Here is a 25185-nt window from a genome sequence, read left to right as displayed (position 1 = left end):
CGCGTCTATTAAACTCACGATATAACGCGATCTACAGGACGGCAAGGCCGGACCGCGGGTCCGCGCCGATCCCAGGGCCGCCTCGGGGTTGACCTTGACGTAACGTCAACCTCTAACGTGGCATCTCGTACCGAGCACCGACGCCGACACATCGGAGGGCACCATGGACTGGTCGATCCAGGAGATCGCGAAGCTCGCGGGAACGACGAGCCGCACGCTCCGGCACTACGACGACCTCGGGCTCCTCACGCCCTCCCGTGTCGGCTCGAACGGCTACCGGTACTACGACCAGGCCGCGCTCGTGCGCCTGCAGCGCATCCTGCTGCTGCGCGAGCTCGGTCTCGGGCTGCCGGTCATCGGCGAGGTGCTCGAGGGCGAGGCGTCGCAGGCGCACGCCCTCGCCGGACATCTCGCGTGGCTCAGGCAGGAACAGGATCGGCTGGCGCGTCAGATCGCGTCGGTCGAGAAGACCATGCATGCCGTGGAAGGAGGTGAACAGATCATGGCACACGACATGTTCGACGGATTCGATCACACGCAGTATCGCGAGGAGGTCACCGAACGCTGGGGCGCTGACGCGTACGAGCGCGGCGACCGCTGGTGGCGCGGCATGAGCGACGAGGAGCGCGCGGCCTGGAAGGCACGTACCGAGGAGCTCGGACGCGACTGGACCGCGGCGGCGACCTCGGGCGTCGCGCCCGACGGCGACGAGGCGCAGGCGCTCGCGAAGCGGCACGTCGAGTGGCTCACCGGCGTGCCCGGCACACCCGCGCACGGCGGCGATGCGAAGGGGTACGTCATCGGCCTCGGCGAGATGTACGTCGCGGATCCGCGCTTCGGCGCGAATTACGGCGGCCAGCAGGGCGCCGAGTTCGTGCGCGACGCGCTCCGCGTGTACGCGAACGCACACCTCTAGCGACCCCACCCCGAGCCCCGACGCGGGGACGCGAATGGTCGCTCCGACGAGCTCGGGCGACCATTCGCGTCCCCGCTCGGTGAGCGGGCTAGTTGGCTGGGGAGTCGTCGGGGATCAGCGGGGGCTCGGGGCGGCTGGGTTCCGGCACGGCAGGGTCGAGGTGAGGCCCGGCCGCGGCCGAGGCATCCGCTCGCCTGATCGCGAAGAGCGGGATCGCCCACCCGCAGAGCGGGCCGATCGTGAGCGCGAACAGCACTGTGCCGAGGCCGACGTTGCCGCCGAGCAGCCAGCCGATCGCGAGCACGATCGCCTCGATGCCGGTGCGCACGATCCAGATGCGCCAGCCGGTCGCGCGGTGCAGTCCCGTCATGAGCCCGTCGCGCGGGCCGGGGCCGAAGTGCGCGCCGATGTAGAGGCCGGTCGCGATGGCGAGGACCACGATGCCGCCTGGCAGCAGCAGGATCCGCGCCCACAGGTCGAGGCCCTCGGGGATGAGCCAGAGGCCGACATCGGCCGCCGGGCCGACGAGCAGGGCGTTCATGAGCGTGCCGAAGCCGGGCTTCTGCCGGATCGGGATCCAGAACAGCAGCACGACGCCGCTCGTGAGGATCGTGATGAGGCCGAAGTTCATGCCGGTCTGCTTCGCGATGCCCTGGGTGAGCACGTCCCACGGCGCGACGCCGAGCTCGCCGCGCACGATCATCGCGATGCCCATGCCGTAGAGGAACAGTCCGACGTAGAGCTGGACGAGACGGCGGGTGAGCACGCGACCGGAGTCGCGGAACGAGGGCGGAAGGCGAAGCATGAGATCTATCCAATTCCTCGATTGGCCTTTCATCAAGTAGCCAATCTTCCTAAAGTGGCTTGTATGACGGATGCCTCGCTCAGCGCCCGTGCGCTCGAAGGCCTGCTCGGCGATTGGCGCACCGGCGGCCTCGGCGGCGCCCGGGACGCGGCGTACCGCGCGCTCGCCGAGCGGGTCCGTCTGCTCGTGCTCGACGGGCGCGTCCCCGTCGGCACCCGCCTGCCGGCCGAGCGCGACCTCGCCGACCGGCTGGGGCTCAGCCGAACGACGGTGACCGCTGCCTACCGTTCGCTGCGCGAGCAGCATCTGCTGCACAGTGTGCGCGGGTCGGGATCGGTCGCGCGGCTGCCTGGCGTGCCGACCCGGCTGCCCGCTCCGCCCGCACCCGACTACGTCGACCTCTCCAAGGCGGCGCCGCCCGCGTTGCCGTGGCTCGGCGAGGTCGCGCGCGAAGCGGCCGAGGAGCTCCCGCGGCACCTCGGCGACTCGGGATTCGACCCGGTCGGCACGCCCGCGCTGCGGGCCGCGATCGCCGACCGGTACACCGCTCGCGGGCTGCCGACCGAACCCGACCAGATCATGGTCACGATCGGCGCGCAGCACGCTATCGCCCTGCTCACGCGCGCGGTCGTGGGGCGCGGTGACCGTGCGGTGATCGAGGCGCCGACCTACCCGCACGCGTACGACGCGTTGCGGGTCGCGGGCGCTCGTCTGGTGACCGTGCCCACCGTTCCCCAGGGTGAGCCGGGTTCGGCCGACGACGGCGAGGCGCTGGCCACGGCGTTCCGGCACGCCAACCCCGTCGCGGCCTATCTCATGCCCGATTTCCACAACCCGACGGGCCGGTCGCTCGACGAGCCGGCGCGTGAGCGCGCGCTCGACGCGGCGGCGCGGCAGGGCACGGTCGTCATCGCCGACGAGACGATCGGCGAGCTCGACATCGACCGTCGGGTGCGATACCTGCCGCTCGCCGCCTACGGGCCGGCCGTCATGATCGGCTCGGTCGGAAAAACCGTCTGGGGTGGCATCCGCGTCGGCTGGATCCGGGCCGACCGGCCGCTCATCCGGCGCCTGCTCGCAGTGCGCACACCCGGGGACCTCGGGACGCCGATCCTCGAGCAGCTCCTGGTCACCCGCCTGCTTGGCCGCATGGATGAGATCGTCGAGCTGCGTCGTGAGCAGCTGCGCGAGGGGCGGGCCCATCTCGAGTCGCTGCTCGCCGAGGCGTTCCCCGAATGGGACGTGCCGCACGTCGACGGCGGCATCGTGACCTGGGTCAACCTCGGCACACCGGTCAGCTCCCAGCTCGCGCTCGCCGCCCGCGGACAGGGCCTGATCGTCGCCGCCGGACCCAGGTTCGGCATCGATGGGGCGTTCGAGCGATTCCTGCGGCTGCCGTTCTGCTACGACGCCGCAACGACGGATGCCGCGGTCTCGGCGCTCGCCCGCGCGTGGCGCGGCCTGCCCGCTGCGCCGGCCCCCGACCCGGCACTCTCGCTCGCCGCCGTCGTCTGACGGTCGACGGCGCGGGCACGCGGCGTTCGGTGGGGTGTCGAGGCGTCCCGGAGGCGCTGCCGGTCGTTCACCTGACGGTCACGTGGCGTCTGCCCCGTACGGGCACGCTGAGGGCGTTCTTGCCCCGTTTCGACCGAAGGTGATCCATGCTGCCCTCCCGGCCCCTGATCCGGCGCGCTGCGGTCCCGCTCATCGTGAGCGCGGCCCTCGTGACCGGATGTCTCGCCACTACGCCCGCCGCCGCCTCGCCCCTCCGCGCCGCGCCCACCCCGATCGTCGACGCCCCTGAGGTCTCGGCCGACGGTGCTGCGCTGTCACTCCGCACGCTCGGCACTTACGAGAGCGGCATCTTCGACGAGTCCGCCGCCGAGATCGTCGCGTACCACGGCGAGCGGCTCTACGTCGTCAACGCGCAGGCCGGGCTCATCGACGTGCTCGACGTCAGCGACCCCGAGCTCCCGGTGAAGGTCGGCGAGCTCGCGGGCGACGGCGTCGCGAACTCCCTCGCCGTGCGCGCCGACGGGCTCGGCGTCGTCGCCCTCGAGGACCGCGACGACAAGACGGCGCCCGGCCGGCTCATGTTCTTCGACGCCACGGCCGCCCAGCCCGCGCCGCTCGGCACCGTCGTCGTCGGCTCGCTGCCCGACATGGTCGCGATCTCGGCCGACGGCACGCGCGCCGTCGTCGCCAACGAGGGCGAGCCCGCCGACGACTTCTCGAGCGACCCCGAGGGCTCGATCGGCATCGTGGCTCTTCCGGCGACGGTCGCCGCGCCGACGCAGAACGACGTGCGCATCGCGAACTTCCACGAGTTCGAGGCCGGCGGCTCGAAGACCCTGCACCCGGACGTCCGCGTGTTCGGCCCGACGCCCGAGGCCGACCTCCCGGTCTCGCGCAACCTCGAGCCCGAGTACGTCGCGATCGACGGCGACGTGGCGTACGCGGCGCTGCAGGAGGCGAACGCGATCGCGGTCGTCGACCTCGTGCACGCGAGCGTCACCGACATCCTCCCGCTCGGCTTCGTCGACCACTCGGTCGCCGGCCACGGCATCGACGCCTCCGACCGGGACGGCGGGTTCGATGTCCGCACGTTCGCCGGGCTCAAGGGCATGTACCTGCCGGACGGCATGCAGTCGTACCAGGCAGCAGGTGAGACGTACCTCGTGACCGCCAACGAGGGTGACGCGCGCGAGTGGGGCGACTACGTCGAACCGTCCCGGGTGAAGGACCTCGGCAAGGGCGGCCGCGCGCCGGTGTGCACGACGAGCCCGGCCGCAGGCCTACTCGGCGACGCGAACCTCGGCCGCCTCAACGTCTCGACCGCCATGGGCCTCTCCCAGGACGGCACGTGCTACGAGGAGCTGTACGCCTTCGGCTCGCGCTCGTTCTCGATCTGGGACACCGCGGGCAACCAGGTATTCGACTCGGGTGAGGCCTTCGAGCGCATCACCCACGCGGCCGCGCCCGAGTTCTTCAACTCGAACCACTCCGAGTCGAACTTCGAGGGCCGCAGCGACGACAAGGGGCCCGAGCCCGAGAACGTCGCCATCGGCGAGGTCGACGGCCGCAGCTACGCGTTCATCGGCTTCGAGCGCGTCGGTGGTATCGCGGTGTTCGACATCACGACGCCCGCCGACTCGACGTTCGTCACCTACCTGAACAACCGCGACTTCAGCGTGTCGGTCGAGGACGACGGCGTGGAGCACCTCGCCGCGGCCGGCGACCTCGGCCCCGAGGGCCTCGCGTTCATCCCGGCCGAGACCAGCCCGACCGGTGAGCCGATGCTCGCGGTCGGCAACGAGGTCTCGGGCACCACGACGCTGTTCGCGATCGAGGGTGCGGGCGACACGGATGCCTCGTCGCTGCAGCTGCTCTCGATTAACGACTTCCACGGCCGCCTCGAGCAGGACCTCGGCTCGGGCCTGCCGGGTGCCGCGGTGCTCGCGGGCGCGGTGGAGCAGCTCCGCTCCGAGCACCCGAACACGGTGTTCGCGTCGGCCGGCGACAACATCGGCGCCTCCACGTTCACGTCGTTCTCGCAGCAGGACCAGCCGACGATCGACGCGCTCGTCGCGATGGATCTCGAGGTCAGCTCGGTCGGCAACCACGAGTTCGACGCGGGCTACCGCGACCTCGTCGACCGGGTGATCCCGGCCTACGGCGACGCGGGCCTCGCGCTCGGCGCGAACGTGTACCTGAAGGGCACGCAGACCCCGGCGCTCGACGAGTACAAGATCGTCGAGACCGGCGGCGTGAAGGTCGGCTACATCGGCACCGTGACCGAGCAGACGGACTCGCTCGTCGCGCCCGACCGCATCGACGAGATCGAGTTCGGATCCCAGCTCGAGGCCGCGAACCGCGTGGCCGCGCAGCTGCGCGACGGCGACGCCTCGAACGGTGAGGCGGACGTCATCGTCCTGCTCGCGCACGACGGCTCGGAGGAGACGTCGTGCGACGTCGTCGCGAACGAGGACTCCGTCTACGGGGAGCTCGTGCGCGAGGCATCCGCCGACATCGACGCCATCTTCTCGGGACACACCCACAAGAACGTCGCGTGCGAGTTCCCCGTCGAGGGTGCTGCGTTCGACCGCCCGGTCGTCTCGGCCGGCGAGTACGCCAAGCACCTCGGCCGCATCCAGCTGACGATCGACCCCGTGACGAAGCGCGCGACCGGGGCGACCGTGGACACGCTGCCGCTGCTCGTGGACGGCGCCGCCCAGTACCCGGCCGACGCCGACGTGCAGGCGATCGTCGATGCCGCGGAGGCCGAGGCCGACATCGTCGGTGCGGTCGAGATCGGCTCGATCTCCGGTGACATCCTCCGCGGCGGGGCCCCAGCCGGCGCCGACCGCGGGGTCGAGTCCTCGCTCGGCAACCTGGTCGCCGACCAGCAGCTCTGGGCGACGTCGGCCGCGAACGCGGCGTTCGCGGGCACGCCGTCGGAGATCGCGTTCATGAACCCGGGCGGACTCCGCGCCGACCTGCTGCACGGCGAGCACGGCACGGTCACCTACAAGGACGTCGCGAGCACGCAGCCGTTCGGCAACACGCTGTTCCAGATGGACCTGACGGGCGCGCAGATCAAGGAGGCCCTCGAGCAGCAGTGGCAGCACGACGGCTCGAGCCGTCCGAAGCTGCACCTGGGCGTCTCGGAGGGCTTCAGCTACGTGTACGAGCCCGAGGCCGCGCGCGGCGAGCACATCGTGTCCATGTCGTTCCAGGGTGAGCAGATCGCGGAGGACGACGTCTTCCGCGTCACGGTGAACTCGTTCCTCGCGCCGGGCGGCGACAACTTCGGTGCCTTCGCCGACGGTACGAACCGGGCCGACAGCGGTCAGATCGACCTCGTCGCCGCGGTGTCGTACTTCGAGGAGTTCGTCACGGTCGACCCCGCGCCGCTGGGTCGCTCGGTCGTGGCCGGTACTGATTGGGCGGATGTCTCGCTCAGCAGCCCGACCGTGCAGCAGGGCGGCTCGTTCGACGTCGCGGTCACGGGCCTCGCGCCCGGGCAGCAGATCTCGGCGACGCTGTTCAGCGCACCGCTCGTGATCGATGGCATCCCGGCGGCGAACGCCGACGGCGCGGTGTCGTTCACGGTGCGCGTGCCCGCCGACTTCGCGGTCGGCGCGCACACGCTGATCGTCGAGTCGGCCGGCTTCGAGCCGATCGCGAATGCCGTCACGGTCACCGCCGCTGGCGGCGCCGGCGGTGCTGGTGGCGGGGCGGGCTCCGGCCTCGCCTCGACCGGTGCCGACGTGCTCCCGGGCCTCGTGCTCGCGGCGCTCCTCGCCGCGGCCGGCGCCTTCATGGTGATCCGCCGTCGCCGGGCGGCGGGTCGCACGCAGCCGTAGGCTCGAGGCGGCCCGCCCGAACGGGCGGACCGCCTCAACCCCACACGTGTCCAAGCCAGCCAGAGGCATCAGGCTGGAATTCGAGAACGACCTGATCTATCCTCATGAGTGGTAGCAGTTCCGTAGCGGACCAGGCGCCGACTCCGAAGGCCCGCTTTCATGCGGGCCTTCGTGGTATTCACGTATATCATTCTGGCGTGCTCCTCTCTGGTGGGTTCGAACAGCTGGTGCGTCGAGCGGCGACTCGCGTCCGGGAATCATCTCGCGGTGTTGGGTGGATCTGATCCGACTGCCATCGCTGCGTCACGACGGCGGATCCCAGATCGCTGACGAAGGCATGGCGAGGCGGCGGCCCGGGCGTAAGGCCCGGGTCGCCGCCCGCGAGTGGATGACCCGTCCGCTCAGTTGCGGGCGGCGAAGCGGCGGAACCCGAAGAGCAGCAGCCCCGCGAGCAGCACGAGGCCGCCGGCGATCGCCAGCCCCGCGACATCCGCACCGGTCGAGGCGAGCACGCCCGTCGAGGACGCGCCGGCCGTGATCACCGTGGCGCCACCGATGCCGGCGACCGAGGAGCCCGGCGTCATCGATCCGTCATCACCGGGAGTACCCGGAGTGGTCGGGTCGGTGGGGTCCGTCGGGTCCACCGGCGTGCCGGGGTCCGTCGGGTCCGTCGGGTCGGTGGGGTCCGTCGGGTCCGTGGGATCCGTCGGGTCCACCGGCGTGCCAGGGTCGGTCGGCTCACCGGGGACCACGATGGTCGTCGGGCCTTCCGTCTCGCTGTCGCCGATCACGCTGATGGCGTTGCCGCCGATCGTGATCGGCAGCGAGATGCCGGGGATGATCTGCGAGCCGCCGAGCAGGCTGTCGGACCCGTCCGTCGTCGCCCCACCGGAACCGCCGGTGCCGGGCACCACCACGGTCTCGGCGTCGGTCGACGAGGTGTCGCCGACCACCGAGATCGCGTTGCCGCCGACCGTTACGGGCAGACCGAGCTCGGGCAGCACCTGCGTGCCGCCGAGGATCGAGTCGTCGCCACCGGTCGTGGCGGTCGAGCCCGATCCGGTGCCGCCGATCACGCCGGTCGTGGCGCCTTCGCTCGAGCTGTCGCCGACCACCGAGATGGCGTTGCCGCCGACGGTCACCGGGGCGACCGCGTCGATGATGGCCTGGGTGCCGCCGAGCACGCCATCCTCACCCGAGGTGCTGGGGCCTTCGGCCTCGCCGCCGGCCGCACCGGTGTCCGTCGAGACGCCGGTCGTGGCGCCCTCGGTCCAGCTGTCGCCGACGACCGAGATGGCGTTGCCGCCGACGGTCACTGGCGCCTCGACGCCGCCGATGATCTGGCTGCCGCCGAGGATGCCGTCCTCACCCGAGGTCGAGGCGCTGCCCTCGCCCGTCGAGCCCGCCGTGCCGCTGCCGGTGGTCGTCTCGGTCGAGGCGCCCTCCGAGCTGCTGTCGCCCACGACCGAGATCGCGTTGCCGCCGATCGTGATCGGCACCGCGATGTCGATGAGGCCCTGCGTGCCGCCGAGGAGCGAGTCGTCGCCGCTCGTCGAAGGCGCAGGCGCCGGTGCCGGTGCCGGTGCGGCTTCCTCGGCAGGTGCCGCGGGAGCCGGCGCCTGCTCGGTCGACGCCTCCGTCGACGACGCGTCGCCGAGCACGCTGATCGCGTTCCCGCCGATCGTCACCGGGATGGAGACGTCCACGATCGCCTGGCTGCCCGACCCGATGCCGTCGTCACCCGAGGTGACCGGCGCCTCGGCCGGCGCCGCGGCCGGCGTCGACGTGACCGTCTCAGCCCCCGACGACGATGCGTCGCCGAGCACCGAGATGGCGTTGCCGGACAGGTTGATGGGCAGGTCGATGGCGACGCCGGCCTGGGTGCCCGAGAGCACTCCGTCCTCGCCGCCGGTCTCTGCGGCGTGTGCCACGCCGGCCCCGAGGAGCGTGATGCCCCCGGTCATGAGGGTCGCGTACAGCGCCCTCGTTGCGAACCGCTTGAGGTCCATGATGATCAGTCCTCCTGACTGAATGGGTGAATGGAGCCCGGAGACGCGAGTGCGCCCGAGCCATGACCGTGTCCGCCTGCGCGGCGGAACGGCCCCCGTCAGTCAGGGGTGGTGTCGGTGCCGAAGACCGGCGACGACGGCAGCGCGTCGTCGACCGAGTTGAGGATCAGCGATGCGGTCGCGCCCAGCGTGTCCGCATCGAAGACGGCGTCGGATGCCCCGGCGGCGCCGCCGGCCGCGGCACCGTTCGCGCCGGCCGAGCCGGTCGCCCCGGGCGCATTGATCGGCGCGACGGGAGCCGGCGTAGGCGTGCGCTGGTCGTCGCCGGAACCGCCCAGGATCGCGGTGGACGGCGCGGATGCCTCGGGCGTCGCGTTCGGCGCGCCGCCGGACAGGCCGCGCGTCCACGAGGCGGCGGCAGCCGCTGACGAGCCGGATGCCTCCGTGGCGCGCGCAGCGTCACCTGCGCTGCCCACCGGAGCGCTCCCGGGTGCGGGAATGGCGGGCGTCGGCAACGCGGGCAGGCCGGGCACGCCCGGCTCGCCGATGATCCCCGGCAGCAGCGGCACGTCCGGGATCGTCGGCAGGACGCCGCTCCCGGGCAGTTCGCCGACGCCGCCGACGACCGTGTCGAGCGTGCCGTCGACGAGGTCGGTCACGGGCGTCACGATGCTGCCGAGCAGGCGGTCACCGACCAGATCGCCCACCAGCGGAAGCCCGCCGACGACGCCGTCGAGCGCGCCCACCACGGGCCCTGCGACACCACCGACGAGACCGCCCGATGTGGCATCCGTCACCGCTTCTGAGACGTCGCCGACGAGGCCGATCGCTGCGCGGTCGACGCCGTCGAGCACCCCGTTGACGAGCCCGGTCGTGCCGTCGACGACGCCGGGAACGCCGGCCACGATCGTGCCGACCGACGGCGCGGCCGGCGTGGCCGGGGGAGCGGGCGTCGCCGGAGCCGGTTCGGCCGGCGCGGGTGCAGGAGCCGGCGCGGGCGCAGGGGCAGGGGCCGGAGGCACCGCGGCGGGCGGCGGTGACACCGCCTGGAGCACGGGCTCGACCACGGCGTTCACCGGCGCGACTGCGGTGTCGACGAGGTCGCCGACCGCGTCGCCGACGGCGCCGGTGGTCTCCGAGACCCCGCCGAGCACCGATCCGACGGCGCCGAGCAGACCGGATCCGTCACGGTCGTCGGCCGAGGCGCCTTGCGCGCCGGAGATGAGGCTGATGGTGAGCCAGCCTGCCGAGACGGCGGCTCCGAGGAGGGCATAGCGGAGGAAGGGTCGACGACGTGTCTGCGTCGTTGAGGACATCTCCACCACCCCCATGGTTGCGCAGAATGATAAACCGGAGAGTTAGCTTCCCGAAACCCCCCTTGCGGTTTTCGTGGCAAAAGTGCTAGGGCAAAGCGGGTATTCAGCTCCGCGTGACATCCGGCTGGTATGAATCGTGTCATGCACCTGCTTGCGAAACTCAGCATGAAGAACCGCGCGCTGATCGCCCTCATCACGGTCGTCGTCGCCATCTTCGGCGGGATCTCGCTCACCAGCCTCAAGCAGGAGCTCGCCCCCTCGATCGAGTTCCCCCAGCTCGCGATCGTCACGAGCTACCCCGGTGCGTCACCCGACGTCGTGAACGCCGACGTCTCGACGCCGATCGAGACCTCCATCCAGGGCATCACCGGGCTCGAGTCGACCTCGACGACGAGCTCGACCGGCCTCTCGCGGGTGACCGCGAGCTTCACCTACGGCACCGATCTCGCGTTCGCCGAGCAGAAGCTGCTGTCGTCGGTCAACCGGATCTCGAGCCAGCTGCCCGACGACGTCGACCCGCAGGTCGTCGCGTTCAGCATCGACGACTTCCCGGTCATCTCGGTGGCCGTCACCGGCACCGACGACATCAGCGCCCTCTCCGACGAGATCACGCGCACGACCCTCAGTGAGATCAACGACCTCGACGGCGTGCGCGAGGCGACGCTCGTCGGCGACGTCGGCCAGCGCGTGACGATCACCCCGGACCAGACCGAGCTCGCCCTCCGCGGCCTCACCCAGGCCGCGATCCGCGATGCCCTGCAGCAGAACGGCCTGCTCGTGCCGGCCGGCACGATCACCGAGGGCGACTCGACCTTCTCCGTGCAGACCGGCACGCGCATCGGCAGCGTCGACGAGATCTCCGCGCTGCCCCTGATCGGCGGCGCCGGTGCGGCCACCATCGCCGACGTGGCATCCGTCGAGCTGACCGACAACCCGGTGACCAGCATCTCGCGCGTCGACGGTGAGCCAGCACTCACCATCTCGGTGACGAAGCTGCCGGCGGCGAACACCGTCGAGGTGTCGAACGCGGTGACCGCGCTGCTGCCGGATCTCACGGCCGCGCTCGACACGACGAACCCGGGCGCGACGTTCACGGTCGTGTTCGACCAGGCGCCCTACATCGAGCAGTCCATCGAGGCGCTCGCCGTCGAGGGCGTGCTCGGGCTCGTGTTCGCGGTCCTCGTGATCCTCGTGTTCCTGCTGTCGGTGCGCGCGACGCTCGTCACCGCGATCTCGATCCCGACGTCGGTGCTGGTCACGTTCATCGGCCTGCAGGTGTCGGACTACACCCTCAACATCCTCACGCTCGGCGCGCTGACGATCTCGATCGGGCGCGTCGTCGACGACTCGATCGTCGTGATCGAGAACATCAAGCGGCACCTCGTCGCGGGCACCGACAAGGCCGCGACCATCGTGCGCGCCGTGCGGGAGGTCGCCGGGGCGATCACGGCATCGACGATCACATCGGTCGCGGTGTTCCTGCCGATCGCCCTCGTCGAGGGGGTCACGGGCGAGCTGTTCCGTCCGTTCTCGCTCACGGTCACGATCGCGCTGCTCGCGTCGCTGCTGGTCTCGCTCACGATCGTGCCGGTGCTCGCATACTGGTTCCTGGAGCCGGCGAAGCGGCACAAGCACAGCGAATCGGATGCCTCGGCCGCGGCGTTCGTCGAGGAGAGCGGGCCGGCGGGCGTGTCGGCCTCCGGGCCCGACGAGCTCGAGCACCCCTCGCGCCTCCAGCGCGGGTACCTGCCGATCATCGGCTGGACGCTCAAGCACGGCGTCGCCACGCTCGTCGCCGCGGTGCTCGTGCTCGGCGGCACGATCGCACTGACGCCGCTCATGAAGACGAACTTCCTCGGCTCGTCGGGCCAGAACACCTTCCAGGTCACGCAGGAGCTGCCGGTCGGCACAAGCCTCGACGCGCTCGAGGCAGCGTCACAGCCTGTCGAGGAGGTGCTGCTCGGCACCGAGGGCATCGAGACCATGCAGACCTCGATCGGGTCCGGCAGCGGCCTCACGGCGGCCTTCGGCGGCGGCGGCGCGACCGTGACCTACTCGGTCACGACCGACGAGAGCGCGAACCAGGACGACCTCCAGGCCGAGGTGCGCGGTGAACTCGACGGCATCGACGGCGCGGGCGAGATCACGCTCGCCGCCTCGAGCGGGTTCGGCGCCTCGAACGACATCGAGGTCGACATCACCGCATCGAACGACGAAGACCTGCGTGCCGCGACCGACGCGGTGGTCGCCGAGCTCGACGGCCTCGACTCGCTGGCGCAGGTGACCTCGAACCTCGAGGAGGGGCGGCCCTACATCGCCGTCGAGGTGGACCGCACGGCCGCGGCCGACGCGGGCTACTCCGAGGTCGCGCTCGGCGGTTTCGTCTCGGCCGCCATGCAGCCGCAGTCCGCCGGCTCCGTCGTGATCGACGAGAAGACGCTCACGATCTACCTCGCGACGGAGAACCCGCCGACGACGGTCGAGGCGCTGAGCGCGCTCGAGGTGCCGACCACGACCGGGCTCGTCCGGCTCGACAGCCTCGCGACCGTCGCACAGGTCGACGGACCCGCGACCGTGACCACCGTGCAGGGGCTCCGCAGCGCGACCGTGTCGGCGACGCCGTCGGGCGATGACCTCGGCACGGCGAGCGCCGCGGTCTCGGCCGCGGTCGAGTCGGTCGACCTGCCGGCGGGCACGTCGGCCTCGCTCGGCGGCGTCACAGCCGACCAGACCGAGTCCTTCGCCCAGCTCGGGTTGGCCCTGCTCGCCGCGATCCTCATCGTCTACATCGTGATGGTCGCGACGTTCCGCTCGCTGCTGCAGCCGCTGCTGCTCCTCGTCTCGGTGCCGTTCGCCGCGACCGGGGCGATCGCGCTGCAGATCATCACGGGCATCCCGCTCGGCGTCGCGTCGCTCGTCGGCGTGCTCATGCTCGTCGGCATCGTGGTGACGAACGCCATCGTGCTCGTCGACCTCGTGAACCAGTACCGCGATCGGGGTATGAACGTGCGCGAGGCGCTGCTGCACGGGGCATCCCGTCGTCTGCGGCCCATCCTGATGACCGCGCTCGCGACGATCTTCGCGCTGCTGCCGATGGCGCTCGGCATCACGGGGCACGGCGGCTTCATCTCGCAGCCGCTCGCGCTCGTCGTGATCGGCGGGCTCGTATCGTCGACCGCCCTCACTCTCGTCGTGCTGCCCGTGCTGTACGACCTGGTCGAGGGGGCGCGCGAGCGTCGCCGCGAGCGGCGCGCGGCGAGTGCGGAGCCCCCGACGCTCGTCGACGCCTGACTCACCCCTGAGAGGACGGCATTCGTTCTGTTTCGACGCTGAAACTGGACGAATGTCGTCCTCACTGATGGTGCCCGTCCCGTTCACGGAGAGTTCACCCGGAGGTTCCTCGGCTTCAACCGGACCGCATGCCCGGGCTTCATAGGGTCGGGGGCATGTCAGTGACCCTCGCACCCGTGTCGCAGCGCGTGCGCGCCGCGCTCCGCGAACGCATCGAACGTGGCGAGTGGGCGGCGGGCATGCCGCTGCCGAGCGAGGCGGCCCTGTGCCGCGAGTTCGGCACCTCCCGCGGACCCGTCAGGCGGGCGCTCTCGGCCCTGCGCGCCGAGGGCTTCGTGGTCGGCGGGCGCGGGCGCGCGCCGATCGTGGGCAAGGTCGTCCCGGCACAGTCGCTGGCGACGTTCCGCTCCTTCACCGAGTGGGCGACCGACGAGGGCAAGTCGCCCGGAACGCGCACCCTCACGCTCGAACGCCGCGCGTCGACGACGACGATCGCGGGCCTGCTCGAGCTCGACGAGGGCGCGGTCGTGGTCGACCTCGTCCGCGTGCGACTGCTCGACGACGTGCCGATCATGATCGAGCGGGCGTCGTTCGTCCCGGAGGTCGGCCGGCATCTGTTCGGGTTCGACGTCGACCACGGCTCGGTGTCGGCCGAGCTCGCGCGGCACGGCGCGCCGCTCATGAGCGCGAGTCACACGATCGACGCGGTCGCCGCGAACCGCCTGGACGCCGAGGCGCTCGGCATCGCGGCGGGTGCGCCGCTGCTGCGCGAGCGCCGGCTGTCGAAGGATGCCTCCGGCCGCCCCGTCGAGCACGCGGAAGCGCGGTACCGTTCGGAGTTCGCGACGTTCCGCATCGACAACCGTGCGAAGGACGACGCGGGCCCGATCGAGGTGCGCTCGGGCGTCTGACGTTCGCCCGTCCGCGCCTGCGCCCCGCTCGCCCGCCCGCTGCTCAGGAAGAACCGGATCGCCTCCGGTGTGTCGGGCGTGCGCCGTCGGCGTGTCGCTCGGTGCTTCCTGAGCAGGGAGGTGGAGAGGCATCCGCTCATCCCATCTGGTCAGTGTGCTCGCGTGGGTGGCACGCGCCCAGCCGCCGGTCCGTGCGCTCCAGCGCCCATTTCCCAATTCAGGAAGAACCGTCCCGAGTGCGGTGTGTCGGGCGCTCGCCGTCGGCGTGTCGCTCAGTGCTTCCTGAGCAGGGAGGCCTTCTCGATCGGGCGGTGCGGGCCTAGCCTGGGGCGCATGACGATCGAGCTCGCGCGCCGGCGCGGCGAGGCATCCGGGATCGACGCGCTCGAGTGGGCACCGCGGTGGACGGACTCGCCGGATGCCGACGCCTACAGCCGGGTCACCGACCCCGAGCGGTTCCGCGTGCTGCAGCCGTTCGTCCTCGCGGTGCTCGCCGACCTCGAGGCGGAGTTCAACGTGCGGCGCGAGCCGGCCGGCACTTTCTCGGGCGGTGCGGCCGAGCACGTGCGGTGGTCCGATCCGGTGCGGCTCGTCCCGGCCGATGCGAAGGCGGCGCCGCTCACCGTGGCGTTCACGTCCTTCCCGGGCGTGCTCGTCCGATTCGGCGAGGCCACCGACGTCGTGCTGCCGTTCTGCGGCTGCGACGCCTGCGACGACCTCGTGCAGCACCTCGTCGAGGATCTGCGGTTCCACGTCGAGGCGCTCGTGACCGGCGGCTTCGCGGAGTGGCACGACGCCAAGGGTGCCGGCCACCGGTTCGCAGTCGGCGCGTGGGGCACGAACTCCTCATTCACCCCCAGCGACGACCCGCCGACGATCTCACCCTTCCGGCACGACTGGGCCCCCTGGCCGCTCCGCGTCACCGCCTCGCGCTGAGCTCCTGCCTCGCTCGGCGACCTTTCCCGCGGAGATCAGTCGCTCAGCGCGGCGCGAGCGGATGCCTCGGGGCTGAGATCGAGGCGGCGCAGCAGCTGCGCGTTCAGGGCGACGATCACGGTCGAGAGGCTCATGAGCACGGCGCCGACCGACATCGGCAGCACGAACCCGATCGGCGCGAGCACGCCCGCCGCGAGCGGCACCGACAGCAGGTTGTAGCCGGCGGCCCACCAGAGGTTCTGCCGCATCTTGCGGTAACTCGCGCGCGACAGCTCGATGACGGAGAGCACCGACCGCGGGTCGCTCGATGCGAGGATGACACCGGCGGAGGCGATCGCCACGTCGGTGCCGGCGCCGATCGCGATGCCGACGTCGGCCTGCGCGAGCGCGGGCGCATCGTTCACGCCGTCGCCGACCATCGCCACCGAACGGCGCTCACGCTGCAGCTCGCGGACCTTCGCGGCCTTGTCCTCCGGGCGCACTCCGGCGAACACGCGGTCGATGCCGAGCTCGGCGGCGACGGTGCGCGCGACGGGCTCGGCGTCGCCCGTGATCATGACGACCTGCACGCCGAGCGCGTGCAGCGCGTCGACCGCCTCGCGCGACTCGGGCCGGATCTCGTCGGCGAGCGCCAGGGCGCCCGCGACCTCGCCGTCGACGAGGACGTGCAGCACGGTCGCACCGCCCCAGGCGACGGATGCCTCGAGCGGGACGAGTCCGTGCCGTTGCAGCAGGGCCGGGCCGCCCACCTCCACGACCGCCGTCGGTCGAACGACGCCCGACGTCTCCGTCGGTCGAGGAGTGCCCGAGTCATCCGTTGGTCGAGTAGTGAACGACGAAGGAGGACGCGTATCGAGTTCCGATCGTTGCCGTTGTCCTTCGGCGTGCGGCGTCTCGATGCGCTCGCCGGCGCTCGCGACTCGACCGACGGAGGTCGTGTCCACGAGGGCGCGGACGCCGACCGCGGCCGATGCGGTGAAGTCGGTCGCGGTGAGTCGCGGAAGGCCGCGCGCGGCGGCGGCCTGCACGATCGCTCTCGCGAGCGGGTGCTCGGAGTCGGCCTCTGCGGCCGCGGCGAGGGCGAGCACCTCGTCGAGATCGCGGCCGGGTGCCGCCGAGGCATCCGTCATCGCCGGCTCGCCCTTGGTGAGCGTCCCCGTCTTGTCGAACAGCACCGCGTCGACCGTGCGCATGGTCTCGAGTGCGAGGCGGTCGGTGACGAGCACGCCGCCGCGGGCGGCGCGCTCGGTCGCGATCTGCACGACCAGCGGGATCGCGAGGCCGAGCGCGTGCGGGCAGGCGATCACGAGCACCGTGATCGTGCGCATGACGGCGTCGTCGGGATCGCCGAGCAGCGTCCAGGCGATCGCGGTGAGCACGGCCGCGCCGAGCGCGAACCAGAACAGCCACGCCGCGGCCCGGTCGGCGAGCCGCTGCGCACGCGAGGTGGAGGCCTGCGCCTGGGCGACGAGCCGCTGGATCCCCGCGAGTGCGGTGTCGGCACCGACCGCGGTCACGCGGACCCGGATCGCGGTATCGGTGGCGACGGTGCCCGCGACGACCGGTGCGCCGGGGCCGCGGGTCACGGTCGTCGACTCGCCGGTGATCATCGACTCGTCGACGGCGGCCGTGCCGTCCACGACCTCGCCGTCGGCCGGGACGCGGCCGCCCGGGCGGACGACGACCACGTCGCCGACGCGAAGCTCCGACGGGGCGACGGTCTCGGTCGTCGAGGTGCCGTCCGAGGCATCCGTCACCCGCTCGGCCTCGTCGGGCAGCAGCGCCGCGAGCGCGTCGAGCGCGCTGCCGGCCTGCGCGACGGACCGCATCTCGATCCAGTGGCCGAGCAGCATGATGACGATCAGCAGCGCGAGCTCCCACCAGAAGTCGAGATGGTGATCGAGCAGGCCGAGGCTCGCGCCGAGCGAGGCCCCGTAGGCGACCGTGATCGCGAGGCCGATGAGCAGCATCATGCCGGGCGTGCGCGCGCGGAGTTCCGACCAGGCGCCGGTGAGGAACGGGCGGCCGCCCCAGACGAACATGATCGTGCCGAGGACCGGCGAGATCCACGGTGTGACGGCGAGATCGGGCAGCGAGTAGCCGAGGATCGACGCGAACATCTGGGAGAAGGCGACCGTCGGGATCGCCAGCGCGAGGTTGATCCAGAACAGGCGGCGGAACTGGGCGACGTGGCCGGCGTGGTCGTGGCCGGAGTGCTCGGCGTGGCCGTGCCCGGCGTGGTTGGCGTGGCCGGCGTGGCCGGCGTGGCCGGCATGCCCGTGCCCGCCAGGCGCGTGGCCGGTGTGCTCCGCGTGGTCGGCGTGCCCGTGCCCCGCGTGCTCGTGGTCGGTGTGCTCGTGGCCGGTGTGGTCGGAGTGGTCGGCGCGCTCGCCGTGCTCAGCGCCGCGGGAAGTGGGTTCGTGACCCGCGGGTGGGTCCGAGGTCGCACCTGCAGCGCCTCCACCCCACTCACGGTCCCCGGACCCACTTCTTGCGGCGCTGGCCGCAGCCGTTCGTGCGACGTCGTCCGCGGCAGCGTGGCCTCCGGGACCCGCGGCGTGGTCCGCATGGTCGTGTGTCATGTCCGCATCCTCTCTCGGTTGAGGGGCGAGGATATACCCCCCGGGGGTATTAACGATCGACCGTCAGTGGTATTCCCGGCTGGCGCAGAGAGCGGCTCGCGATGGAGGTCGTTTCTCGCGTCGGAGTGCCGAATGGTTCGACCTCCCGTGCGAAGAGCGCCCTCCCATGCGAAGTGCGCCCTCCCATGCGAAGAGCGCCCTCCCATGCGAAGAGCGCCCTCCCATGCGAAGAGCGCCCTCCCATGCGAAGTGCGCCCTCCCATGCGAAGAACGACCTCCAACGCGACGGAACGAGTGCCACGGATGTGTGCGGAGAGCGAACGCGCGCGCGCCCGAGGCATCCGGTCTGCTGTGATGGCCGCATGAAGCTGCTCATCCTTGGAGGAACCGCCTGGCTCGGCCGGGCGCTCGCCGCGGACGCCGTGCGCCGCGGCCATCGTGTGACCTGCCTCGCGCGCGGCGAGGCCGGCGACAGCGCCGACGGTGCCGAGCTCGTGACCGCCGACCGCTCGCAGGCCGGTGCCTACGACGCCGTCGCCGATCGCGACTGGGATGCCGTGATCGACGTCACCCGCCAGCCGGGCTTCGCGCGCCGCGCGGCCGCGGCGCTCGCGGACCGGGTCGCGCATTGGACGTTCGTCTCGTCGGGCAACGTCTACGCCCGGCAGGACGAGCCCGGCGCGGATGAATCGGCCGAGCTGCTGCCGCCGCTCTCGGACGACGAGTCGACCCCCGACACGTACGGCGAAGCCAAGTCGGCGATCGAGCAGGCGTACCGCGAGGCGCTCGGCGGGCGACTGCTGGTGATCCGGCCGGGTCTGATCGGCGGGCCCGGGGATGCCTCGGGGCGATCGGGGTACTACCTCGCGCGCGCCGCGCGCGACGACGACCCCATGCTCGTTCCCGCGATCGCGGAGGCGGCCACGCAGCTCATCGACGTGCGCGACCTCGTGAACTGGATGCTGGACTCGATCGAACGCGGCCTGACCGGGGCGTTCAACGCGGTCGGTGACCGGTCGACGGTCGGCGCGTACCTCGCGGCCTCGCGCGAGGCCGGCGGGCACCGCGGTGAACTCGTGGAGGTGCCGGGTGCGTGGCTCGCCGAGCAGGGCGTCGCCGAGTGGTCGGGGCCGGAGTCGCTGCCGCTGTGGATCGCGGACCCGACCTGGGCGGCCTTCCAGGATCGCTCCAACGCCGCCGCGGTCAGGGCGGGATTGCGTATGCGGCCCCTCGACGAGACGCTGACCGACCTCCTTGCGTGGGAGCGCGCCGAAGGCCTCGACCGCCCGCGCGGAGCGGGGCTGACCGCGGCTCGCGAGCGAGAGCTCGTGGCGGTGTATCCGAACATGCACTGAGCCGCCGAACGTGCATCACGCATGCTCCTCGTGCACTGTACAGCGTGCGACGAGAATATTAGCATTGCAGATGCGCGCCGGATCCACGATCAGGTGGAGATCCCACGGCGCACCTCTCGACCGTGAGGACCACGCCGATGCCGTCATCTCGTCTCCGTCCGTTCGTACGCCTCGCGCTCGCGGCGATCCCCGTCGCCGTGCTCGGCGGCCTGGCCGTCGCGCCCGCGCATGCGTCGGTGTCTGCGCCCGTCACCGACGTGCCCGTCACCGACGTGCCCGTCAGCGACGTCCCCGTCACCGACGCGCCCGTCGCAGGCGCGCCCGTCGCCGACGATCCCTCGGCCGAGCACCGCGGGCGCTATGTCGCCCTCGGCGACTCCTACGCCTCCGGCTTCGGCCTCGAGCCGTACTCGTCGCTGCCGGTGGCGGGCTGCCTCCAGTCCGAGGTCGACTATCCGCACCGCGTCGCCGACGCACTCGAACTGCGGGTGACGGATGTCACGTGCGCCGGCGCCTCGACGGCGAACGTGATCGACACACCGCAGCGGACCGCATCCGGGCTGCTCGCGCCACCCCAGTCCGATGCGCTGAGCACCCGCACCGAGGTGGTCACGCTCACCATCGGCGGCAACGACCTCGGCTTCTCGACCGTGCTGCCGCAGTGCCTCGCCGCGAGCGCGGCGGGGCCGCTGCTCGGCGACCCGAGCGTGCCGAACTGCGAGAGCGTGCTCGCGCCGGGTGGGCTCGACACGCTCGCGCTGCGGCTGCGCGACGAGGTGCTGCCGGCGGTCTCGGGTGCGCTCGAGGTGATCGCCGAGAAGGCCCCCTTCGCGATCGTCGTCGTCGTGGGGTACCCGTCGATCTTCCCGTCGCCCGCGGACACGCCCGAGGGTGGCTGCTTCGTGCCGGCCTTCGGCGACGGCACGCCGCCGTTCCCCGAGAACTCCTTCCCGTTCACCGACGTCGACACCGCCTATTTCCACCGGACCCAGGCGGCGCTCGAGGCGGGCCTCGGCCAGGTCGCCGCCGAGCACGGTGCGACGTTCGTGCCGGCTATGGCCAGGAGTGCGGGTCACGAGCCGTGTGGGACCGACGCGTGGGTGAATGGACTCACGTTCACGAGCCCGGTCGCGGTCCGCGATGGCGGGTTGCACCCCAACGAGGCCGGCGTGGCGTTCCTCACCGAGGAGGTCGCGACCGCCGTCGCGGGCAGGTGATCGCGCGTGGGGTAACGCGTGGGTGGCCGGCTCGTCCGGTCGCTCCGCGTCTGGCATGACAGACGCTACGACGGCCGGATGTCTCGTCCGAGGCATCCGGCCGTCGTTAGCCTGGCCGCATGGCCGACGCCCTCCCGCACGATCCGCTCTGGCCGCGCGCGGGCGCGTGGCCGGAGCCGAGCGACCTGGAACCCGGCGCACGCGCCGACCTGGTGCTCCTGGGGGTGCCCGCCTGGCGCACCTCGCTGTCGCCGACGAACGCCCACACGACCCCGGCGGCGATCCGTGCCGCGCTGCGGCGGTACTCGCCCGCGCTCGCGCCCGGCCGCGGCGGGCCCGACGAAGGGCGCGACCTTGCGGGTCTTCAGGCGGCGGACGCGGGCGACGTCGACGAGCCCGACGGGCCCGCGGGGGAGCGGCGCACGGCGGCGGCCGTGGCCTCGGCGCTCGAGCGTGGATCGGTGCTGCTCGCGCTCGGGGGCGACAACTCGGTGACCGTGCCGGTCGCACTCGGCGCGTGGGGCGCCGAGCTCGCCACCGCCGGGCTGGTCACGCTCGACGCGCACCTCGACCTGCGCGACGGGGTCTCGAACGGCTCGCCCGTGCGCCGGCTCGTCGAGGCCGGTCTCGACCCGACGCGCATCGTGCAGATCGGCATCGCCGACTTCGCCAACTCGGGGGCTTATGCGCGGCGGGCCGCCGGGCTCGGCATCACCGTCGTGCACCGCGACGAGCTGCATCGGCGCACGCCCGAGGAGGTCATGCGGGAGGCGGTCGCGATCGCCGGGGCGGCCGGCGGCCCGGTGCACCTCGACATCGATGTCGACGTCTGCGATCGGTCGGTCGCGCCGGCGTGCCCCGCGTCGGTGCCGGGTGGCCTGGCCGCGTGGGAGCTGCGCGCGCTCGTGCGCGAGGCGGCGCGCGATCCGCGCGTGCGCTCGGCCGATCTCGTGGAGATCGACGCGACGACGGATGCTCCGGACGGGCGCACGGTCCGCCTCGCCGCGCTCTGCGTGCTCGAGATGCTCGCGGGGATCTCGCTGCGCTGACGGGGCGGTCGGTGTGCCGCGGGCGCTCTGCCGGGGCCGTTGCGAATGATGATGTCGTCGGCCTACAGTATTAATATGCAGCGCGAAACCCGACGAATGCGCACGCGCGCCGACCTGCACGGCGCCAACCTGCACGGCCGGAGCCTTCCCGGCTGGGGCGGCTCGGCCGTCGCCCTGGCCGCTTCGAGCGATCGACCGCTCGCCTGGATCCTCGATGACACGGGTGGGTCCTGCGTCTGCGAGGCCCCGGCCGATTCGTTCGTGCCGACGCTGTGGTTCGAGCTGACCGTGCCCGACGGCGTCGCCGCCATCGAGATCGATGCGGTCGGCGGCGGCGAGGTGCTGGGCCCGGTCGAGCGCCCGGCGTTCGGCACCCGGGTTCGCGCGAGGGTGCCCGCCCGGGCCGGCGAGCGTCTCAGCGTACGGACCAGCGGCATCGTCTCGGCCGACGGCGGGTCCGAGGTGACGTTCACGTCGAATTGGGCCGACCGGTGGGTGTTCGCCGCCGGAGGGCATCGCCGGGCTCCGAGCTGGGGGCCGGTCGGTGCGGTGATCGAGGAGGGCATTCATGCCGGGCCGGGCCGGGTGACCATCGCCTGGCGACTCGACGACCGGCCGTAGGGGTCGCGCCTCGCGCGCGACGGTGGAAGGCTGGGCGGGTGAAGACGCTGTTCATCGTGCGCCACGCGAAGTCCGACTGGGGACACCCCGGCCTCGCCGACCATGACCGGCCGCTCAACGATCGCGGGCGCGGTGACGCACCGCGCATGGGGCGTCGCCTCGCCGAGCGCGGGGTGCGTCCGGGCCTCATCCGGTCGAGCACGGCGCTCCGCGCCCGCACGACGGCCGCGGCGCTCGCCGACGAGCTTGGTCTCGACGAGGCATCCGTGCAGCTCGACGAGTCGATGTACGCGACGAGCGTCGCGCACCTGCTCGAGGTCGTCGTGGAGCTCGACGACACGGCGGCGACGGCCATACTCGTCGGTCACAACCCCGAGTTCAGTGCGCTCGTTGGCCGACTGACCGGTGCGGACGTCGAGTTGCCGACCTGCACGATCGCGGAGGTGCGGCTGCCGGTCGAGCGCTGGACGGATGCCGCGGACGCCGCCGGCGAACTCGTCCGTGTCGACTCGCCCAAGGACTGACGGCGGCGGGATCTCCGTCACGATCTGCGGGTGTGTCGGCGCTGACACCCGCGCATGTTGACGGGATCGGCTCGACGCACGTCCGTACCGATGGAACACTCGAGGCGTGTGGATCGGCTGGACGGAGTTCGACCTGTTGCTCGGCGACGTGCACTCGTTGAAGCAGAAGCGTGCCGTCGTGCGGCCGATCGTCGCCGAGCTCCGCCGTGAGACCGACGCGAGCGTCGCGGAGGTCGGCGATCAGGATCTGCACCGCCGTGCCGCGATCGGCGTGGCCGTGGTGGCCGGCTCCGCCGGCTGGGTCACCGACGTGCTCGATCGTGCCGAGCGGCTCGTCGCCGAGCGGCCCGAGGTCACGTTGCTGTCGGCCAGGCGCCGCATGCTGCGCGGGGACGACGAGTGAGCACGGTGGCCCGACCTGCTGGTGGCTACTCCGCGGAGCGCTGAAGTATGTCCTCGGCGAGCGCGACCGCGGTCGCCTCGGTGCGCGCAGACACGTTGAACCAGTCGTCACCGATCATGAGGTCCACCGCGCAGATCGAGCCGTCTCCGAACTCATAGCATCGGGCGATGGCTGGCTCGGCGGAAGGGAGGCCTGCGATCTCGACCGGCATGCCGACCTGTGCTTCGAGCATTCGAGTGAACGCCCACCGCCCGTCTCGGATCCACGAGAGCGTCGCGGCCGAGTTCATGTCTTCCTCGCCGGACCATGCACACCAGAGGTTGCCGGCGATCGACGCGGCTTCGGCCCAGTCGCTCCAGCCGCCGCCGCTCGGGCTTCCGGGGAGGACGTCGGGACGTGCCGTCGTGGATCGAACCGACTCGAGCGGGAGGAGTGATTCGCACACGCCGACGTGCGAGGCCTCTGAACGCTCGACGAAGGATGGGGGAGCGGCCGGGCCGGCGGCCGCGACGGTATCGATCACCGAGTCGCGCAAGAGGTGCCATCGAGCAAGGTCCATCGCCGCCGTGGTCGCTCCCACCGTCTCGATGGTCACCCAGGCATCATTCACGCCGGCACTTGCGAAGCAGGAGCCCGTATCGACGCCGCAGTCGGGCGACCATCGGTCGAGATCGAGCATGCCATCCGTGCGCGGGGACCAGCCGACGGCCGGGCGCGGCGTCACCGAGATGGTGACCCCCACATGCTCAGGTGAGACGCCGTACTGGTCGTTGCTCGCAACGCCGTTCGACCACTCGCACACCGTTCCCCCGATCGACATGATCGACGTGCGGCGCGGAATCGAGATGCCGACCCCGGACGCGGTGACGATCGGGTCGGCGGGTGCGACCGACACCGGGAACAGCGCGTTGATGAGCGCGGGGTCGACGAGGGTGTCGCAGTCGAGCCCGTAGCGTGACGCGGGTTGCCCCGGCTCGACTTCGAACTCGGGCGGCGCCGGCGTGGCGCTCGGGGTCGGTTCGGGTGTGGGTGACGCGGGTGGCGTGAACGTCTGGGAGGGTGGTGCCGCGACCGGGTCCTGGGATGCGGCGACGGTGATGGCGTACGCCGCGGTGGCGCCGACGCCGAGGAAGAGCGTGACGCCGAGTCCGAGCGCGAGACCGCGGTGGATCGAGCGGCCGCGCGCGGCCGGTGCAGGTTCCTTCGCGGCCTGTTCGAGCACCTGCTGCTTCATCGAGACGAGCATGCGGTTCAGCTCGTCTCCGGTGGGGGGTTCAGACCTCATCGAGGGTCACCGCCTTCCTCAGCCGGTTCCGGCTTCGGGATACACGTTGTTTCACGGCGCCGACGCTGAGCCCGAGCTCGCGGGCGGCGTCGGCGTAGGGGAGGCCGTCGATCAGGCACAGCTCGCACACGCGGCGATCGATCGGGTCGAGGGTTTCGATCTCGGCGAGCACCCAGCGCAGGTCGTCGCGCGCCGTTTCGGCGTCGTGGTGGTCGCGGACGGCGCCGGCGGCGCCTGCGGCGCGCAGTTCGTCGAGTTCGTCGGCGTCGTGTTTCGCTGCCTTGCGGGCGGCGTTGAGCGCGAGGTACCTGCAGGTCACGAGCAGCCAGGGCAGCAGGGATGCCTCGGCGAGTGCGATCTCGTCGGCCTTGCGCCACATGGTGACGAAAGTGTCCTGCACGATCTCCTCGACGTCGGGCCGGCTGGCGGCCATCGCCCATGCGTACCGGGTCACCGCGGCGGCATGCCGGTCGAACACGACCGACAGTGCCCGCTGATCCCCGCGCGCGACCCGGTCCAGCAGGTCGGCATCGGTGCCATCACCCTCGTCCACGTGCACCTCCTCACCCTAGAAGTGTCGCGAGACGGAGAAAGGTCAC

General features: G+C 71.9%; 18 protein-coding genes. 12 read left to right on the top strand and 6 right to left on the bottom strand.

Features of this window, described 5'->3' with window-relative positions; translation table 11 throughout:
* Positions 1–163 precede the first annotated feature (163 nt).
* A complete protein-coding gene (locus QU602_RS15890) occupies positions 164–916 on the top strand; it encodes a MerR family transcriptional regulator (RefSeq protein WP_308797430.1) in 753 nt (250 codons plus the stop codon).
* Between the two features lie 88 nt (positions 917–1004).
* Here the strand turns inward: QU602_RS15890 and yczE are convergent, their stop codons facing one another.
* Positions 1005–1721, bottom strand: coding sequence for a membrane protein YczE (gene yczE / locus QU602_RS15885; protein ID WP_308797429.1), 717 nt, complete (start codon positions 1719–1721; stop codon positions 1005–1007).
* 63 nt (positions 1722–1784) lie between these two features.
* Here yczE and yczR point away from each other — a divergent pair, with 63 nt between their 5' ends.
* Both yczR and QU602_RS15875 read left to right on the top strand, forming a co-directional pair.
* Positions 1785–3236 carry a MocR-like transcription factor YczR gene (yczR, locus tag QU602_RS15880; protein WP_308797428.1) on the top strand — a complete coding sequence of 484 codons (1452 nt, stop codon included), beginning with the start codon at positions 1785–1787 and terminating at the stop codon, positions 3234–3236.
* A gap of 146 nt (positions 3237–3382) precedes the next feature.
* Complete coding sequence (locus QU602_RS15875) at positions 3383–7087, top strand: choice-of-anchor I family protein (RefSeq protein WP_308797427.1); 3705 nt, start codon at positions 3383–3385, stop codon at positions 7085–7087.
* A gap of 401 nt (positions 7088–7488) precedes the next feature.
* Here the strand turns inward: QU602_RS15875 and QU602_RS15870 are convergent, their stop codons facing one another.
* On the bottom strand, positions 7489–9096 hold the full coding sequence (locus tag QU602_RS15870; protein WP_308797426.1) for a chaplin family protein: 1608 nt from the start codon (positions 9094–9096) through the stop codon (positions 7489–7491).
* 98 nt (positions 9097–9194) lie between these two features.
* Positions 9195–10418, bottom strand: coding sequence for a hypothetical protein (locus QU602_RS15865; RefSeq protein WP_308797425.1), 1224 nt, complete (start codon positions 10416–10418; stop codon positions 9195–9197).
* A gap of 135 nt (positions 10419–10553) precedes the next feature.
* On the opposite strand from QU602_RS15865, the gene QU602_RS15860 reads away from it, so the two are divergent.
* From QU602_RS15860 to QU602_RS15850, 3 genes are all read left to right on the top strand, one after another.
* Positions 10554–13703: an efflux RND transporter permease subunit gene (locus tag QU602_RS15860; RefSeq protein WP_308797424.1), complete on the top strand. Its 3150-nt coding sequence runs from the start codon at positions 10554–10556 to the stop codon at positions 13701–13703.
* 155 nt (positions 13704–13858) lie between these two features.
* A complete protein-coding gene (locus QU602_RS15855; RefSeq protein ID WP_308797423.1) occupies positions 13859–14614 on the top strand; it encodes a GntR family transcriptional regulator in 756 nt (251 codons plus the stop codon).
* Between the two features lie 333 nt (positions 14615–14947).
* Positions 14948–15550 carry a DUF6226 family protein gene (locus QU602_RS15850; RefSeq protein WP_308797422.1) on the top strand — a complete coding sequence of 201 codons (603 nt, stop codon included), beginning with the start codon at positions 14948–14950 and terminating at the stop codon, positions 15548–15550.
* 35 nt (positions 15551–15585) lie between these two features.
* Here QU602_RS15850 and QU602_RS15845 read toward each other — a convergent pair whose 3' ends face one another.
* Positions 15586–18132: an HAD-IC family P-type ATPase gene (locus tag QU602_RS15845; RefSeq protein WP_308797421.1), complete on the bottom strand. Its 2547-nt coding sequence runs from the start codon at positions 18130–18132 to the stop codon at positions 15586–15588.
* A gap of 362 nt (positions 18133–18494) precedes the next feature.
* Between QU602_RS15845 and QU602_RS15840 the strand changes: the two genes are divergently transcribed.
* The 6 genes from QU602_RS15840 (at position 18495) to QU602_RS15815 (ending at position 23301) form a co-directional block, all read left to right on the top strand.
* Positions 18495–19487, top strand: a complete 993-nt coding sequence (locus tag QU602_RS15840; protein ID WP_308797420.1) for an NAD-dependent epimerase/dehydratase family protein — start codon at positions 18495–18497, stop codon at positions 19485–19487.
* Positions 19488–19624: 137 nt separating this feature from the next.
* Positions 19625–20704, top strand: coding sequence for an SGNH/GDSL hydrolase family protein (locus tag QU602_RS15835; protein WP_308797419.1), 1080 nt, complete (start codon positions 19625–19627; stop codon positions 20702–20704).
* A 119-nt stretch (positions 20705–20823) separates the two neighbouring features.
* Positions 20824–21753 carry an arginase family protein gene (locus QU602_RS15830; protein WP_308797418.1) on the top strand — a complete coding sequence of 310 codons (930 nt, stop codon included), beginning with the start codon at positions 20824–20826 and terminating at the stop codon, positions 21751–21753.
* 75 nt (positions 21754–21828) lie between these two features.
* Positions 21829–22374 carry a hypothetical protein gene (locus QU602_RS15825; protein WP_308797417.1) on the top strand — a complete coding sequence of 182 codons (546 nt, stop codon included), beginning with the start codon at positions 21829–21831 and terminating at the stop codon, positions 22372–22374.
* A gap of 38 nt (positions 22375–22412) precedes the next feature.
* On the top strand, positions 22413–22898 hold the full coding sequence (locus tag QU602_RS15820; protein WP_308797416.1) for a SixA phosphatase family protein: 486 nt from the start codon (positions 22413–22415) through the stop codon (positions 22896–22898).
* Positions 22899–23004: 106 nt separating this feature from the next.
* Positions 23005–23301 carry a DUF503 domain-containing protein gene (locus QU602_RS15815; protein WP_308797415.1) on the top strand — a complete coding sequence of 99 codons (297 nt, stop codon included), beginning with the start codon at positions 23005–23007 and terminating at the stop codon, positions 23299–23301.
* Between the two features lie 25 nt (positions 23302–23326).
* Here QU602_RS15815 and QU602_RS15810 read toward each other — a convergent pair whose 3' ends face one another.
* Positions 23327–24586 (bottom strand): hypothetical protein, encoded by a 1260-nt coding sequence (locus QU602_RS15810; RefSeq protein WP_308797414.1) that lies wholly within the window; start codon positions 24584–24586, stop codon positions 23327–23329.
* The gene (locus tag QU602_RS15805) at positions 24576–25139 is read right to left on the bottom strand and encodes an RNA polymerase sigma factor (protein ID WP_308797413.1); all 564 of its coding nucleotides are present in this window, start codon (positions 25137–25139) and stop codon (positions 24576–24578) included. Before QU602_RS15805 ends, QU602_RS15810 begins: the two co-directional genes overlap by 11 nt.
* Positions 25140–25185: the final 46 nt, after the last annotated feature.

The sequence above is a fragment of the Agromyces protaetiae genome, assembly GCF_030866785.1.
Classification (GTDB): Bacteria; Actinomycetota; Actinomycetes; order Actinomycetales; family Microbacteriaceae; genus Agromyces; species Agromyces silvae.
Note: the sequence above shows the minus strand (reverse complement) of the source record. Positions and strands in the feature narration are given on the sequence as shown.